This is a genomic window from Specibacter sp. NPDC078692 (assembly GCF_040686835.1).
Lineage (GTDB): Bacteria > Actinomycetota > Actinomycetes > Actinomycetales > Micrococcaceae > Specibacter.
This window is the reverse complement of sequence record NZ_JBFBLV010000015.1, coordinates 55,457-70,486: the sequence shown is the minus strand read 5'-3', so window position 1 is coordinate 70,486 and position 15,030 is coordinate 55,457. Positions and strand designations below refer to the sequence as shown.

17 protein-coding genes are annotated in these 15,030 nt (G+C 59.3%); 8 read left to right on the top strand and 9 right to left on the bottom strand.

Annotated features, from left to right (window positions below; all coding sequences use genetic code 11):
* Nucleotides 1–3: 3 nt before the first annotated feature.
* Genes AB0O97_RS11890 through AB0O97_RS11880 form a run of 3 tightly spaced genes read left to right on the top strand, consistent with a single transcriptional unit; the run spans nucleotide 4 to nucleotide 2,161 of the window.
* The gene (locus tag AB0O97_RS11890; protein WP_363882756.1) at nucleotides 4–699 is read left to right on the top strand and encodes a 3-oxoacid CoA-transferase subunit A; all 696 of its coding nucleotides are present in this window, start codon (nucleotides 4–6) and stop codon (nucleotides 697–699) included.
* The gene (locus AB0O97_RS11885; RefSeq protein WP_262453212.1) at nucleotides 699–1,361 is read left to right on the top strand and encodes a 3-oxoacid CoA-transferase subunit B; all 663 of its coding nucleotides are present in this window, start codon (nucleotides 699–701) and stop codon (nucleotides 1,359–1,361) included. The genes AB0O97_RS11890 and AB0O97_RS11885 overlap by 1 nt, the downstream gene beginning before the upstream one ends.
* Nucleotides 1,358–2,161, top strand: coding sequence for an IclR family transcriptional regulator C-terminal domain-containing protein (locus AB0O97_RS11880; protein WP_363882753.1), 804 nt, complete (start codon nucleotides 1,358–1,360; stop codon nucleotides 2,159–2,161). Before AB0O97_RS11885 ends, AB0O97_RS11880 begins: the two co-directional genes overlap by 4 nt.
* A gap of 1,070 nt (nucleotides 2,162–3,231) precedes the next feature.
* On the opposite strand, the gene AB0O97_RS11875 is transcribed toward AB0O97_RS11880, so the two are convergent.
* From AB0O97_RS11875 to AB0O97_RS11860, 4 genes are all read right to left on the bottom strand, one after another.
* Entirely contained in the window at nucleotides 3,232–3,537 is a 306-nt protein-coding gene (locus tag AB0O97_RS11875; protein ID WP_262453206.1) for a helix-turn-helix domain-containing protein, read from the bottom strand.
* Entirely contained in the window at nucleotides 3,537–3,890 is a 354-nt protein-coding gene (locus tag AB0O97_RS11870) for a type II toxin-antitoxin system RelE/ParE family toxin (protein ID WP_363882750.1), read from the bottom strand. Before AB0O97_RS11870 ends, AB0O97_RS11875 begins: the two co-directional genes overlap by 1 nt.
* A 783-nt stretch (nucleotides 3,891–4,673) precedes the next feature.
* Nucleotides 4,674–4,877: a hypothetical protein gene (locus AB0O97_RS11865; RefSeq protein ID WP_363840254.1), complete on the bottom strand. Its 204-nt coding sequence runs from the start codon at nucleotides 4,875–4,877 to the stop codon at nucleotides 4,674–4,676.
* A 386-nt stretch (nucleotides 4,878–5,263) separates the two neighbouring features.
* Complete coding sequence (locus AB0O97_RS11860) at nucleotides 5,264–6,466, bottom strand: hypothetical protein (RefSeq protein WP_363882748.1); 1,203 nt, start codon at nucleotides 6,464–6,466, stop codon at nucleotides 5,264–5,266.
* Nucleotides 6,467–6,550: 84 nt separating this feature from the next.
* On the opposite strand from AB0O97_RS11860, the gene AB0O97_RS11855 reads away from it, so the two are divergent.
* From AB0O97_RS11855 to AB0O97_RS11840, 4 genes are all read left to right on the top strand, one after another.
* On the top strand, nucleotides 6,551–7,009 hold the full coding sequence (locus AB0O97_RS11855) for a MarR family transcriptional regulator (protein ID WP_363882745.1): 459 nt from the start codon (nucleotides 6,551–6,553) through the stop codon (nucleotides 7,007–7,009).
* Between the two features lie 126 nt (nucleotides 7,010–7,135).
* Nucleotides 7,136–7,270: a hypothetical protein gene (locus AB0O97_RS11850; RefSeq protein WP_363840266.1), complete on the top strand. Its 135-nt coding sequence runs from the start codon at nucleotides 7,136–7,138 to the stop codon at nucleotides 7,268–7,270.
* Between the two features lie 730 nt (nucleotides 7,271–8,000).
* Nucleotides 8,001–8,426, top strand: a complete 426-nt coding sequence (locus tag AB0O97_RS11845) for a MarR family transcriptional regulator (protein WP_363840269.1) — start codon at nucleotides 8,001–8,003, stop codon at nucleotides 8,424–8,426.
* Nucleotides 8,419–9,810: an MFS transporter gene (locus tag AB0O97_RS11840; RefSeq protein WP_363882742.1), complete on the top strand. Its 1,392-nt coding sequence runs from the start codon at nucleotides 8,419–8,421 to the stop codon at nucleotides 9,808–9,810. Before AB0O97_RS11845 ends, AB0O97_RS11840 begins: the two co-directional genes overlap by 8 nt.
* Here the strand turns inward: AB0O97_RS11840 and AB0O97_RS11835 are convergent.
* On the bottom strand, nucleotides 9,807–10,202 hold the full coding sequence (locus AB0O97_RS11835) for a hypothetical protein (RefSeq protein ID WP_363840274.1): 396 nt from the start codon (nucleotides 10,200–10,202) through the stop codon (nucleotides 9,807–9,809). The genes AB0O97_RS11840 and AB0O97_RS11835 overlap by 4 nt on opposite strands.
* Nucleotides 10,203–10,532: 330 nt before the next feature.
* Between AB0O97_RS11835 and AB0O97_RS11830 the strand changes: the two genes are divergently transcribed.
* Entirely contained in the window at nucleotides 10,533–11,504 is a 972-nt protein-coding gene (locus AB0O97_RS11830) for a hotdog domain-containing protein (RefSeq protein ID WP_363882739.1), read from the top strand.
* On the opposite strand, the gene AB0O97_RS11825 is transcribed toward AB0O97_RS11830, so the two are convergent.
* The 4 genes from AB0O97_RS11825 to AB0O97_RS11810 all read right to left on the bottom strand — a co-directional run bounded on the left by AB0O97_RS11825 (nucleotide 11,501) and on the right by AB0O97_RS11810 (nucleotide 14,331).
* Entirely contained in the window at nucleotides 11,501–12,088 is a 588-nt protein-coding gene (locus AB0O97_RS11825; RefSeq protein WP_363882736.1) for a YdeI/OmpD-associated family protein, read from the bottom strand. The two genes, AB0O97_RS11830 and AB0O97_RS11825, sit on opposite strands and share 4 nt — an antisense overlap.
* 89 nt (nucleotides 12,089–12,177) lie before the next feature.
* Nucleotides 12,178–13,212, bottom strand: coding sequence for an LLM class flavin-dependent oxidoreductase (locus AB0O97_RS11820; RefSeq protein WP_363882733.1), 1,035 nt, complete (start codon nucleotides 13,210–13,212; stop codon nucleotides 12,178–12,180).
* On the bottom strand, nucleotides 13,209–13,859 hold the full coding sequence (locus AB0O97_RS11815; RefSeq protein ID WP_363882730.1) for a hypothetical protein: 651 nt from the start codon (nucleotides 13,857–13,859) through the stop codon (nucleotides 13,209–13,211). The genes AB0O97_RS11820 and AB0O97_RS11815 overlap by 4 nt, the downstream gene beginning before the upstream one ends.
* Before the next feature lie 340 nt (nucleotides 13,860–14,199).
* On the bottom strand, nucleotides 14,200–14,331 hold the full coding sequence (locus AB0O97_RS11810; protein ID WP_363840289.1) for a hypothetical protein: 132 nt from the start codon (nucleotides 14,329–14,331) through the stop codon (nucleotides 14,200–14,202).
* Between the last annotated feature and the right edge of the window lie 699 nt (nucleotides 14,332–15,030).

Genomic DNA, 15,030 nt, shown 5'->3' with positions numbered 1-15,030 from the left:
AAAATGCCCATCATTGCAAGCTCCGCGGCCGAGGCCGTCGCCGGCATCCGGGACAACTCCACCGTGCTGATCGGCGGCTTCGGCAACGCCGGGCAGCCCATGGAACTGATCAATGCCCTGCTCGACGGCGGCGCCACGGGCCTGACAGTTGTCAACAACAATGCCGGGCAGGCCGACGCGGGCCTGGCCCTGCTCATCAAGGAACGCCGGGTCCGCAAGATCATCTGCTCCTTCCCGCGGCAGTCCGACTCCTGGCACTTCGACGCCGCGTACCGGGCAGGCGAGATTGAACTGGAGCTGGTCCCGCAAGGCAACCTTGCCGAGCGAATCAGGGCCGCGGGGGCCGGGATCGGCGGGTTCTTTACGCCCACCGGCTACGGCACGATGCTCGCGAAGGGCCGGGAAACCCGGATGATCGACGGCCGCGGCCACGTGTTCGAAACCCCCATCCACGCCGACTACGCGCTCATCAAGGCGCTGACGGCGGACCGGGCCGGGAACCTGGTGTACCGCAAGACCGCACGCAACTTCGGCCCCATCATGGCCACCGGGGCCAAGGAAAGCATCGTCCAGGTCGGCAACATTGTCGAGACAGGCGAACTCGATCCGGAAAACGTGATCACACCCGGCATCTATGTCAACACGATCGTAGCGATCAACGCCACCACGCCGGCACCGGCAGAACATGGGGTCAAGTAATGAGCACGCAAGAAAACAGCACCCGGCTTGGCCGGGAGGAACTGGCCGCGCTGGTAGCCGCCGACATCAAGGCCGGCTCCTTCGTCAACCTTGGCATTGGCCAGCCCACCCTGGTCTCGAACTTCCTGCGCCCGGAACAAGCCGTCACGCTGCACACCGAAAACGGCATGCTCGGCATGGGCCCGGAAGCTCACGGGGACGACATCGACGATGACCTGATCAACGCGGGCAAGATCCCCGTCACGGAACTGCCCGGCGCGTCCTACTTCCACCACGCCGATTCCTTCGCCATGATGCGCGGGGGCCATCTTGATGTCTGTGTTCTGGGCGCCTTCCAGGTTTCGGCGACCGGCGACCTCGCGAACTGGCACACCGGGGCACCCGACGCGATTCCCGCAGTCGGCGGTGCCATGGACCTGGCCACCGGCGCCAAGGAGGTCTACGTCATGATGAGCCTGTTCGCCAAGGACGGCACCTCAAAACTCGTCGAGGCATGCACCTACCCGCTCACCGGTGTCGGCTGCGTCACCCGCATCTACACCAACGACGCCGTCTTCCTCATCACCGCCGACGGCGTGCGCGTGCGCGAAACCTTCGGCACCACGGTGGCGGAACTGCAGGAACGCATTGCCGTGCCCCTCGAAGCGGCCATCCTCGGATGATCGAGGAACAGTCCGCCCAGCCCGTCGCCAGTGACCAGTATGTACAGTCGCTGGCCCGCGGACTGTCAGTCATCCGGGCCTTTGACGCGGACCATCCGGCCATGACCCTGACCGAGGTGGCCCAACGCACGGATTTGAGCCGGGCCACCTCCCGCCGCTTCCTGCACACACTGGTGGAGCTGGGCTACGTCCGCACGGACGGCCGGGCCTTCTCCCTGACCCCGTCCGTACTGCAATTGGGGTATTCCTACCTGTCCGCGCTCTCACTCCCCCAGCTGGCGCAGCCCCACCTGCAGGCGCTCTCCGCCTTGCTGGGGGAATCGACGTCGGCAGCCGTGCTCGACGGCGGCGACATCAGTTATGTGGCGAGGGTCGCGGCCCGGCGCATCATGAGTGTCGGTATCACCGTGGGCACCAGGTTCCCGGCCCACGCAACCTCGATGGGGCGTGTGCTGCTGGCCGGACTGCCACCAGCCCAGCTTGACGAGTACTTTGCCGTCCACCCGGTCACGCCCATGACGCCTAAAGCCGTGGGGTCGGAGCCGGAACTGCGGCAGGTGCTGGCCGGCGTACGGGACCAAGGGTGGTGCCTGCTGGACCAGGAACTGGAGGTGGGCCTGATGTCCATGGCCGCCCCGGTACGCGGCGCCGGCGGTGAGGTCACAGCCGCAGTCAACGTTTCCCTGCAGGCTCAAGCCGTGGATGGGCAGGACGATCCGGAGGCGTTTCTGGACACTGTGCGCGAGCAGCTGCTGCACACGGCCGCCCTGATCTCCGCCGATCTCGCCGCCGGACGATAGCCGACGCGCCGTGCAGCCGTCACGCCTGCGCGGCGCTGACCGGCCACCAGGTTGGCGGGCGTTGGACAGTCATTCCGTGATCGCCACGTGTTGACCAAGATCGTGTTCAGGATTCATCTGGCCGACTGCACTGTGGAGGCTTAGTCCCCCGGCAAGATGCCGATCGGTGGTTTGGAAAGCCGCCGTAGTCCCTTGTGGACACGGCCGCTTCGTCTTTTTACAGTCTGTGCATCATTTCGAGACCAATGCAGGCCAGACAGTACCGCTCAAAGCATTCCCGGAGGAAGAGAGTCGGTTCGCTGCCCAATGATGCTGCGGGATGAACCTTCTTTACACATTATTTGCAGGCGCCTCCTCAATTAGCTCGAGGGCTCTGCGCCGCGATTTTCTTGGCCATGGCCTCAATTCCCGCCCGGAACACAAAAAGGCCTCTGAACTGCGGGTTTACTCTTCTTGTCCGGGTGCGCCGAGGCGCCAGATCACGTTCTATTCACGTTATTGAACGAAAAGTTGATCACATTTCTGAAATTTTCGGGGTCTATTTCGAATCCACCTGAGGTCACGACTTTCAATCCGCGCGCATAAAAGTGGTGGAAATCCGGGGCTCATCCAGGCACGAACGACCTGCGACCCTGACTGCCAATAATTGGCCCTCCGATCGCCCTGCTCACGGAACTGGCGACCGCCGGTTACCAAAGAAATTCCCTCAAGACCGTAAACAGCCCGGCGTGGCGGATCCGATCTTCAAGCTCTCGTAATTCGGCAGAATTGCCCTAAACCACCATCCCAACGGCCGGCTGCGGCAGGTCCATTCCAACGCGGCGAGTACCTTGCAGTCGGCCAGACGCCGAACCCGTAAGCCGTTTTCTCACCGGTCAGACTCGCCCTGACCAGCAGCTTTGAATTGGCGCCATATTTTGTGTCCTGTTTAGCCTGTCCGGTAACTTGTCCGGTGGGCGACAAACGATGCGGTTCTTGCCACGGTTTCAGTCAGGAGTTCGGCACGGCAAGACTGCTTGGGGCTCTGTATGCGCAGGTGATGGCGATTCCTCACCTGCGTTTTCAATCATTTAGGCGATTTGGATGCGTTCGTCCCCGAGCTCGACCTCGATGCGCAACGTGCCTCCGATCGCTTCAACATATTTGCGTAGCGTGTCGACTTGGGCGCGGTCAATGTCACCGTGTTCGATCCGCGAAACCCGGTTCTGGGTAACGTTCAGACGACCAGCCAGCTGTACCTGAGTCAGCTCGGACGCCTCACGCAGTTCACGCAGACGGTAAGCACGAACCTCATCAAGCATCCGCTGCTTATGCCCCTCCACGACCGCCCGGCCGACCGGACGCTTCGCCAGCATCTCCTCAATGGACATAGCCATCACGACTCTCCTTTCAAAGTCTTCAAATGATCATCGAACAAGTCATCAGCTATCGGAATATTTTTCGTGTACCACTTAGACCAGTTTCCAGCCTTGTCCCTCGCCACCAGCAAAATCGCCTGACGCCGCGGATCAAAGGCAAACAACACCCGCAGCTCCGACCGCCCACTGGACCCTGGCCGCAGTTCCTTCATGTTCTTGTGCCGCGACCGAACAACGGTGTCCACCAAGGGCCGGCCAAGCTGCGGCCCGCGCTCGGCCAACAACTCCAGGGCAGCAACCACTTGCGCATAAGAGTCCTCATCCAGACCGAACAGCCATGCCTCAACCAAACCCGCGTCGACGTTCCACATCACCACCACAATACAACACATAGGTGATACAACTCAAGGGTTATATCGAATCTGATCTGCCGACAAATTAGTAGGCCTGGAGCCAAGTAAGGGGTTGCAACTCATTCCGCGCATCAACCTTCTACTTGTTCGCAGTTTGGCGCACGAAACTTATTCCAATTTGGGCCGACAAGGTCGGCCAGTCGGAGGCGAATGGCCCCGAAATTCGGACGGATAGTGCTCCGCTCCCCCAACAAAGAGTCACCAAAAAGCACACTTCACGGCCTTATGGAGTCTGAACACGAGAAATACCGCTTCAGAACATCAATTCCCAGCGTTCAGCCCTTCCCCACCACCAACAAAATTCCGGTAGGTACTATGGCCTCGGCTGACTTCTGCCCCATCAGTGACGACCCTTAGAGCCGCACCGATCCACCCATCAAACAGGTGGCGCACTGGGACAGACCTCCCCAGATAAGAACATTTACTTTCCCCCTGCCGCCGCATTTACACACTGGCCGTTTCGGTGGAACGGGCTTCACCATCTTGCGCTGGCCTATCCCAACCAGCATGCCTACTATGCGGTTCGTGTCCCTCGGTGCAGGGATTTGCCTCCGGTTTCCTTCCCACCCCACCTCACGGTGACGCAGTTACCATCGACTAGTTAAACCACCTTCTCCTTCAGAGGACTTTCACCTCTAAGCAAATGCCCAGGCTGGGCATACACCCAGAAGTGCCGCCCCAACAAGGTGTTGAGGCGGCACTTTCGTGGGTCAGCGCTTCCGTGGGTCAGGGGCACAGACCCTAACTGAGATTTGTCAGCGAGTCGCCGGGCATTCCGCCGGTCACGTTCACTGTGAATACATTAGGTCCACTTCGAGTGACCCTAACCATGTCTCTCGGTGCGTTTGCCTTGGAGGAAACGTGGGCAATAGCCGCTTCCAAGGTGTGGTCGATGGTTGACTGGTCCCAAATTTTCAGGGTTAAGGTGTTCAATTCAAAGTTCATGCGCCATTGCTTTCTTTGACTGTTCCGGCCACCTCGTCATTGAGGCAGCCTCTTCAGGCTATGTCAGCTTCCACCCTCGAAGGCCCTCAATGTGACGGAGCACTCAAAAATCCTCTACCAAATGCGTAACATAGCCGCTCCTGTTAGCTGACTAGTTCGCGATTCAGCTCCAGCTCACAGGAGGGCATGAATGTTATGAGCCACCCACTTGGGCTGCATCCAATGCAGGTAGCGCTGGCCCTTGAGGACCTTCCCCGCATGGCGCTTGAGCGCGAACCCAGCTCTACATTTCATCCAAAGAAGACTCGCTAGGCTCCAAGCCAGTCCAGCAAGGGCGACAGAGAAACCACACCGGTGACATCCACAGCGACGCTTGAGGCCTCTGGCTAGTCAGTTGATGCCAGCAGATCTAGGACAAAGCGAGCCATCACAATTCTGCCGGCCATGAATACCCGCAGTTCCTCCGAATCGGGCTCCCCCAAGCGCTGGGAAGGTACTGCAGACAACCCCGTAAAAAGCGCCATAGTCATCGCATGACCTCGCAACACCGCTGATTCCCGCACATCCGCTCCGGACTCGGCCAGCCCGTCGCAGTAAGCGTGAAAGCAGAGAGGCTCCAATCGGTAGAGTTCCTCGCCGCTCATCAGCCCATTGTTAACTAAGCCCGACAACAGCTGACCGAGGTCAAAACCAGCGCATGCCGCTCCATAGGCTCCCCAGTCAATGACGACGAATCGCGGCGACGCTCCTGGCTCGCCTACGCTCGCCTCCCTCGTTTCGATGAGAAGGTTCTGTGGACTCGCATCTCCGTGCGCCGGAAATGTAGGAAGCTCAAGAATCTCATCGACCAGCTGGTGGGCCCGATCCGTCAGCGAGCGGAGCCCAGCAATGAGTTCGGCGCTGGCACCCTCGGCAACAGCAGGCACCTGCCACAATTCATCGCCACGAAGGCTCGGAATGTAGATCAAGGACCCCACTGAATCGAGGAAGTACCGGAGACGTTCGGCATCCTTTTCTATCGAGAGCGCCGGTCCACTCTGACGAACAGCTCCGCTTCCTGCCAGCCTTCCCAGCAGTGCGGCTGCCTGGCAAAACACATCGTCCGTCCACCCATCATCAGGACTTTGGGTGACATCCTCCAGCCAGATGGCAACGCGTTGATCATCGAGCTCGTTGATGGCAAACACCTCGGGAAGACGTCCGCCGTCGGGCATGTTATTCGCTAGATCGGAGGCGTACACCTGTGCTTCGGTGCGCCACGGATAATTGCGCACCAAACTCTCCCTGAAGTGATCAGGCACCTGCCATATCCCAGACCACAACGCCGGCGACTGGATTGACTTCACGACAACGCTGAACGGGACTGATTTGCCGGGTACCTCTGAACCACCCATTCGGGCAGTTCCGGTGACGCGCCACAAGCCACCAGTGGTCATATTGAAGAGCGGAACTTGGATCGGCGCAGCGTTGGCGAAACCTATTTCCACCGGAGGCAGATGCAGAGCCGCGCCGGCGATTCGGCCCAGCTCCGACCCTGTGGGAGCGGCTGGGCCCAAGATGTCGAGATTCACTAGCGCGGCGTTGTTCATGGCGCTCCCCTGGGAAGAATCGAGATGCTCCCCCACGACAAGTCAATGGTTAACTAACTGTACCAATAATGGTAAAGTTAATTTATGAAAAATGTCAACGGCAAGTCCCAAATTGACATGCAGCCCTCCATGCCAGCGCTGTTGATTGGCGCCTTCGAGAATTTCCGAACTGCTCTCAACGCCGCGTCGCTGCCTGGCCTGAGGCCTTCCCACTACCGCGTGATGGCACTGATCCCTGCGGAGGGGCTCAAGCTCAGCGAGCTTGCCCGGCGAGCTGATATCACCAAGCCCGGAATTGGCCAGTTCATAGCGCATCTACAACGAGAGGGATACGTGGTCCTGGATCGCAATCCAGCAGATAATCGCTCAAAGATTGTCACGTTGACCGCATCCGGTGTTGCTGCGGCGGATCTGTCGCGGCAGCTCATCGCCGAAACTGAAGAGCACTGGGCCACAATCCTGGGCACCGACCGCTACCGCGAACTACGCCAGACCCTACTGGAGCTCAAAGCGCTCTCAGACCCCGAGCCCAACAAGTCGTAGCCGAGGCCACCTCCGGTGTCGATTCATGCCCAGATGAAACCACTCCGGCAGCGCTAACGAGGAAACCATCCACGGGCCAGCGCCCCAAAGTGTCCATACCCGACAAAGCGTGATTGCGATTCATAGGTGATCAATAGCTCGAAGTCGCCCATGCTCAACGGCACGCACGAACAGGACTCCCGCGAACGTGACTTCGTGAATACGCAGGTCCCCGAGACGACGGTGTCCGCCAACGATCGAGATGCCCTCGGCCGAACCTGATGGCCTTTCAAAACACTAGGGTTGTGCTCGCGGAATGCGTCGCGGACAGCTTCGATCGCAAAGTTGTGGCGCGCCAATTGGCAAAACAAGGCACCGGACCGGTACCTGCAGACCTTCGGTGGCACCAACGAGATCATAAAGGAACTGGTGGCCCGATCACCCTAATGCCAGACGATTCCCTTTGCTGATCTACCCGATATACCCAAACACGACGTCGGACAACTCACCATCCGCGCCATACCTGTGGCTCGCTCTGGGTTGCGGCCTCGCACAGAGCGTCGCTCAAGGCCCGGATGCGGGGTTTGCTCTCGTAGCGGAAGAGACAGACCGCATCGCCGGTGAAAACTATCGGGCTCTCCGTCGACATATCTATTTCCTCACCCCTGACGCTTTGGACTGGCTTCGGCACGGATCACCCAGTACTGATGGCTCAGCGGAGCCTATCGAATCTTCTCCATACCCGCATTCTTCCCGCCGGGCGGAGAAACCGGCTCGGGCCCAATGAAGCATGTTGAGCCAGTGCAGGGATGGGCACTTTTGAAACGACTTGAAGTCTTCTCATTAACCCCTGCAAGGATTCGCACCGCACTAAAGGCCATAAAGCCACTGGAAATCTCACCAACCACCCCAGTGAAGCGCAACGCGAAACGACCGACGTCGATCATGACTGATTCGACACATTCCAGGAATTCGACAAGCAACTTGATCAAGTAGCTTGTAGGATCGTCTCATGACCGACCCACTCATGACACGAGCCTTCTTCGAAGCACTCCACCCACTGCTGCGACGCCTCACCAGCGAACGCACCATCTCCGCAGGAAAGATTGGGGTACTGCGGCATCTGGCGCTGCATGGGCGAGCGACAACCTCGGAATTAGCCACAGCCATACGCGTCAGTCCCCAAGGGATTTCACTTGCCGCGCGGGAGCTTGAACGCTTGGCATTTGTGGTGCGGGTCCCAGATGAGGAGGACCGCCGTCGAGCCTGGATCGAAATCACGGAGGCGGGATCTCAGCGGCTGGGCAAAGAAACGTTGGCGGGTGAGGGCTGGCTGGGCCAAGCCATCACCGAAAAGTTGACGCTCGAGGAGCAGAAGACGCTCGAAACAGTGATCCCGATCTTGAAGAAGCTTGGCGCGGAGCCGGCCGTTGACTAACGCGCGTTCCCGCCTAGTTCCGGCTCTCATCTACGCTGCACTTTCGACGGCGATCGTGAGTTCGCTGGGCATGTTGCTGGTGCCCACCATCTCCCGCGAGATGGATGTCTCAGTCAGCACGGCGCAGTGGATGCTGACTGTCAATCTCTTGGTTGGCGCCATTGCGACGCCGGTCATGGGCCGGCTCAGCGACGGTCCACACAAGAAGCGGCTGCTGCTGGTGTCCTTGCTCATCATCCTCATCGGATCCCTCATCGCGGCGACGGCAGCAAACTTCACCATCTTTCTAATCGGGCGGGCACTGCAAGGCCTGACCTACGGGATCGTTCCGGTGACCATTGCGCTGGCCCGGCGCTACGTTCCGGCCAAGTCAGCGCAGGCTGCCATCTCTAGTTTGTCGGTGACGGTATCCACTGGAATCGGAATCGGCTATCCCCTGACCGGCATCATCGCTGGACTCTTCGACTTTAGGATCGCGTTCTGGTTTGCCGCTTTGTTTGTGGTCACGGCCATCATCGTTGTCCACCGCGTTATGCCAGAAGGGACTGATACTCAAGCCACAAGTACTCCCTTCGATTTCACCGGAGCAGCCCTCCTCGGTTTAGGTTTGGGCGCCCTTCTGCTGGGTATTGGTGAAGGCCCCAATTGGGGATGGGTTTCTCCGTGGACCCTTGGCGCATTCATTCTCGCGGCAATCACCCTGACCGCGTGGGCTCGACTTGAACTACGCAGTGACTATCCGTTGATCAACCTCCACGTGCTAAAAAACGGCGAGGTGATGCTGGCTAACTGCACCGCAGTGGGGCTGGGCGCGGCAATGTACATTGGCCTGTCAATTTCAAGCCTCATCGCACAAGCCCCCGCCATTACCGGTTATGGCCTTGCGATGCCGGTTTTCTGGGCTGGCTTCGTCATGTTCCCGCTCTCGGTGGGAAGCTTTAGCGCGAACCGATTGGTACGTCGCTTCTCACATCGAATTCATCTGGCGACGCTGTTACCCATCGGCACAGCTGCCATGACGGTCGCCGGAATGCTGCTCTGGTTTGCCCACACTGAACTGTGGCAGATCCTCATTGGGATGTTGGTCTTGGGCCTGGGCATGGGCGCCAGCTATGCCGCCATGCCGGCGTTGATCGCCCGCAGCGTGGCCGCTGAAGAGCTTGGCAGCTCTGTAAGTTTCAATCAAGTACTGCGCACAGTGGGAAGTTCCTTTGGCACCGCGGTGGCCGGGGCGGTACTCGCAGCGAATATGGCCCCTGATCTACACCCCACTCACACGGGTATTACTGCGACGCTGGCGATCGGCGCAATCCTCTGTTTAGCAGTATTCGTTGCCCTTTTGGCTCGCAACTTGATAGCGCGTTCCCGGCCTGTCACAGGCTAGGCAACAGCGCTAGGGCACAAACGTCTCATCCCGCCACGGGCAAGCATGAGGACGATGATCAGAGCGGTCACTTGGAAGAAGCCCCCAAGCTGAACGGCATCACCGAAAACCAAGGCAACCAGTTCCAGAACCACAAACTTGCTACCCGGGAGCACCAACAGCAGGGCCGCAACATTAATGACTCGAACACTTGCACTCTTAGTGGTCTTGATCCGCCCAACGATGTTCTTCTTGACCCACAACACTAAATCGAGGACGACCTTGAGCAGGATTGCTGTCAGGAGCGCCAGCAGGAATGATTCGGAAATGACCTGCGGGAACAGCTGGGTGAAAGCCCCGAGCACCACCAGGTACACGAAGACATCCACGAGATCGATCGCTCGGATAATCACTCGCCGAGCATAACAAGGCCAAGCCGCCCCGTGTTAACACTAGTTTGAGGCGAAGCCGGGTAGCTGGAAAATACCGTGCTCCAGGCACCGAAGTGATGGGGGTCTGGAACAGGTTTTTCCACATCCCGGAGGGCCGGAAATGTCTTGGACTCTTCGAAGACTACGGCAGGCATGACGCCTCTTGCTCGCAAAAAGCAACGCTCATCTCGGCCGAGGCCGGTGGCCTAGGCTCTATCGAGATGGTTCCGACAGCACGGCATTATGACGAGCGAACAAGCCTATGAGACAGGCCATCTCGAGACCACTTGAACCGTTCAATAGAGTCGTCCTATGAATGAGTCCCCCGCAAATTCCGTTACCCTTCGTTTCCTTGCTGCCCCCACCGACGTTGGCCACAGCGGATCCGTGGACGCCGGCACCGTCCTGGAGTGGGTTGATAAGGCTGCCTACGCCACCGCTGTGGGCTGGGCCAAGTCCTACTGTGTGACAGCTTATGTGGGTAATATCCACTTTGCGGATCCCGTCAACAGCGGCGACATGGTGGAAGTTGAGGCCACCGTTGTGTACACCGGACGTTCCTCAATGCACATCAAAACCGTGGTCTCCTCAGGCGATCCACGTGGCGGAACCCCCACCATGCGCAGCCAGTGCATCGTCATCTTTGTGGCCGTGGGCGAGGACGGCAAGCCCATCCCCGTGACACCGTTTGAGCCGGTCACAGCCCAGGATATCCATCACCGCGATGACGCCCTGGACCGCGTTAGCGTCCGGGAAGAAATTGTGGAATCCATGAAGGTCCAGGAATACACCGACGCGGGAACGGCCGAACGCGTGGTCCTACGCTTCCTCGCAGCCCCCACGGATGTGAACTGGGGCGGCAAGGTTCACGGCGGAATCGTCATGAAGTGGATCGATGAGGCCGCCTACCTGTGCTCAAGCCGGTATTGCGGCACGGACACCGTGGCCGTGTTTTCCGGCGGCATTCGCTTCTACCGGCCTTTGCTGATCGGCCACGTGGTGGAGGTCGAGGCCCGGCTGGTTTACACGGGAAACAAGGGCATGCACATCGCCGTCCACGTCCGCTCCGGGGATCCTAAGGACCGTGAGATGAACCTGACCACCTCCTGCCTGACCGTCATGGTGACTCGTGATCACGCGGGGAATTCGGTTCCGGTGCCGCCGTGGGTCCCCGTGTCTGAGGAGGACAAACGGCTGCACGCCCACGCCAAGGACCTCCTTGAAATCCGTGGCCGGGTGCCCGGAAACAGGCTCCCGAATCACCTTTTGCCAGCGGGGACCTAGCCGCGCAGGTGAGGCGAACGCCGTCGGACTTCACATATCAGGGGCGAGAGAGTGGACATGATGCGGGCAAGGGCGCGCTCCTTACTCTTGGGCGTATAGGCCTGCAGCAGCGGCAGCATCAGCAGGTACCGCTCCGAGCGTGGCAGCTCCTCGAAAGCGGAGAGCGCAGTTGGGTTCAGGGCCAGGTTCGCGAGCAATTGGGCGGGCGGCTGAGCAGTTCGCTGCGGGGCATAGGCCCCGCTCCACCGGCCATCTGCTGTGGCCTGCTCCATTTCCGCCAAGCCCGCCGGGGGCATGCGGCCAGCCGCCAGGAGCGATTCAACCCGAGCCACGTTGCCCTGCGACCACGGACTGCCCGCCCGCCGGGGCGAGTAACGCTGCACAAAGGACAGCTCGTCGTAGGACTTTCGCTGGCCATCAATCCAGCCAAAGCAAAGTCCCACGTCGCCCGCGTCAACAATAGAGATGAGCTCCAGTGCTGCATGACGCTTGGCTATGCGCAACCACGCTTCACTGTGTTGCGCGTGCTGGGTTTGCAACCAGGAATGCCATGCGCGGCCGTCACGGAATTCGAGCACGTCCATGGCTCACTCCTCCACCACCGTTTGTGTCTTCCGCTATTGACTGCCTCACCAGCGTAGGCGCCATGGTGCGGTTATGACGGGCCAGAACCTTATTGTTTCAGCGCGGCTCGCACGGCGGGCAGGACTTCGGTGGCCAAGAGTTCAATGGAACGCAGGGTTGCAGTTTGCGACAAACCACCCAATCCCACCTGAGCGAGGAAACGTGTGTGACCTAAGACCTCATGCTCCCACAGGATCTTGTCCACAATTTCGGTCGGACTTCCCGCGAAGAGTGCGCCGCGAGATCCGGACCAAGCGTCAAAACTGGCCCGGTCCATCCTGCCAGCGCGTGGCATGTTTTGCTCAATGTAGGAGGAATAGTGCGGGAAGAACGTGTCCTTGGCGCCTTGGGACGTTTCCTCAACGTAGAAGTGCGAGGTGACACCGATCTGCCCCGGCTCCCTGCCAGCCTCTTGTGCCGCACGTCGATACAACTGCGCCAGCGCCCCAAATCGTTCAGGGGCACCCAAGATTGCCAGATACAACGGCATGCCCAGCCGGCCAGCTCGCTCGACAGAAGAGGGCGTACCGCCGACAGCAGCCCAGATGGGCAGTTGAGCCTGCACCGGCCGCGGCCAGACGCCGGCGTCCGTCAGCGGCGCACGCGTGGTGCCATTCCATGTGATGGGGTTTTCCTCGCGAATGCGCAGCAGCAGATCGAGCCGGTCCTCAAAATATTCGTCATACCGCTCCAACTTCTGGCCGAACAGCGGGAAGGATTCCACATAGGCGCCCCGGCCCGCGGTGATCTCCGCACGTCCGCCACTGATGAGGTCCAGTGTTGCAAAGTCTTCAAAGACACGAACGGGGTCAGAGCTGGAGAGCACCGTGACGGTGCTGGTGAGGCGGATGTTCTTGGTTTGCGCGGCGGCAGCCGCCAACACCACAGCGGGTGAGGAGACTGCAAAGTCTTCACGGTGGTGCTCGCCCACTCCGAATACATCCAGCCCGGCCTCATCTGCTACGCGGGCCCACTCAAGGATGTCGCGCGTGCGTGTCATAGCGTCGATGGGTTGGCCATGGGCATCGCGGGTCAGCTCACCAAAAGTGAAGATGCCGATCTCAAACGGCTTGGTGCCACTCATGCCGAGACCACCCCATGGGCACCGACTTCAAGGGTGAGGAAGTCGCGGACATCACTGAGTTCGGCCGCGTTGATCCCATGCGCCAGCCCCGGATAAACGTGCTCGGTCAGCGAGGTGTGCTGCGGCAAATACTCGCTACTGCGCGTGATGGCAATCGGTGCGATAACCCGGTCCTCGGCTCCACGCCCCCAGAACAGTGCCGGGCGTTGTTCAATCAGCTGACTGTCCCCCGGCTGCGCGGCACCCAAAACAAATCCGCCCAACACCACCGGCGCCACCACACGCTGCGGCCGGGTACGCAACAGCTGGCTGGCCATGAGCCCGCCTTGCGAGAAACCGATGGGAACAATGCGAGTTTCCGAGTTCACGTTTTCATCAATCCAGGCCCAAATCGCTTCAGTGGCTACTTCTACCGGGGCGGCGTCGGGATTTCCGGGGGTGGTAATGGAGAACCACGCCGCTCCCCCATTGCCCACCTCCAGCGGTGCCCGCAGGGAAGCCCACGGCAGCTCCAGCCCCAGGGCCGGTGCCAACTGCGTGAGATCGCGCTCATTGGAACCGAAACCATGCAGGAAAAGGACCATCGCCTCAGGAGTATCGGTGGTGTTCCAGCCGGGTGATCGCACATCGCGCAGGGTGGTGTTCATTCAAACTCCTTGGGTAGTGGCCAGCTACAGCACTGTGCCTAATAGCTTAAAGATACACCCTTTACTTGTAGCTTCAACTATCAGGTAGCGGGGTTGACCGCATTACGACGGCGAAATGCTCGCTTTGCTCCTTGAGTTCCAGCGCGACCCTTAAACGAAACAGCCCGTGCATATCAGCACGGGCTGTTCACGGTGTCCAGCAGGGGCACGATGCCCTGCGCCAGGGCAAGGGGCGCCTAGGCGGACGATGAGGTGATCGAAATGCGTAATGGTCATTTCGGAGCCTCCTTTCAGTGGGGTGCCGTCGCCGGCTCCGGCACCGCTTCAGGAGCAGCGGAGACTACCGGATATTGAAGAGGTCAACTCGAACGATCTCGCGATACTGACGTTCGCGAAGCTGGTTGAACTTTTGTTGATCCACGGGCGTAAAGAAGATCCTCTTGATGGAAGACTTCGTGGGCTTGGGGTTCATGATGGCACCTCCTTTCGACGCTGGATGTGAATAAGTGGACATATTGGGGCGCGACAAATAAAGCCTTCTTTTCTTTTATTGAATAAACGAAAAATGGCATCATAAGAGTACAAAAATGCGCGATTTGTTTTGTACGAATTTATCGGACCGGGACATTATGGGTTCCCGCAGAAGCAGCAGTTTCAGCCCTCACAACGCATGTGAGGTGCAGAGAATTACTGGCTGTGGTTGCGGTGAATGACCTGGATCATCGGTCCGAAGCTTGCTGCATAAATGCGGCACTGGCCGAACGCCTTGCGGTGGCGGCCCTACGCTGTGACAGTGGTTAGATGTGCCAGCGGTTGTCGGGCGTGCCAGTAAAGGCATGATGAGATCCGATAATTCCGGACTTGATATTTGTAAACATCATGACCTCCCTTCAGTTGCACGCGGACATCCCGGACAACTCGTCGGGGACTACTAGATAAACTACAACAGAATCTCCGCATAAATCCAGTCTGAATTGAAATAATCCCCAATATTTCATTTTTATTGTCACCGCCGGCCAGAAATCTCTCCCTCGGCTCCAGATTTTGAGCTCTTCTGGCATCACCATCGGCTCGGCTTCCACAAAACGCACGGCACCAGCGGACCTGAGCACATCAGATCTGCTGATGCCGTGCGTGACCGAAGGTGCCGCGGTATCCGAAGATTTCCACG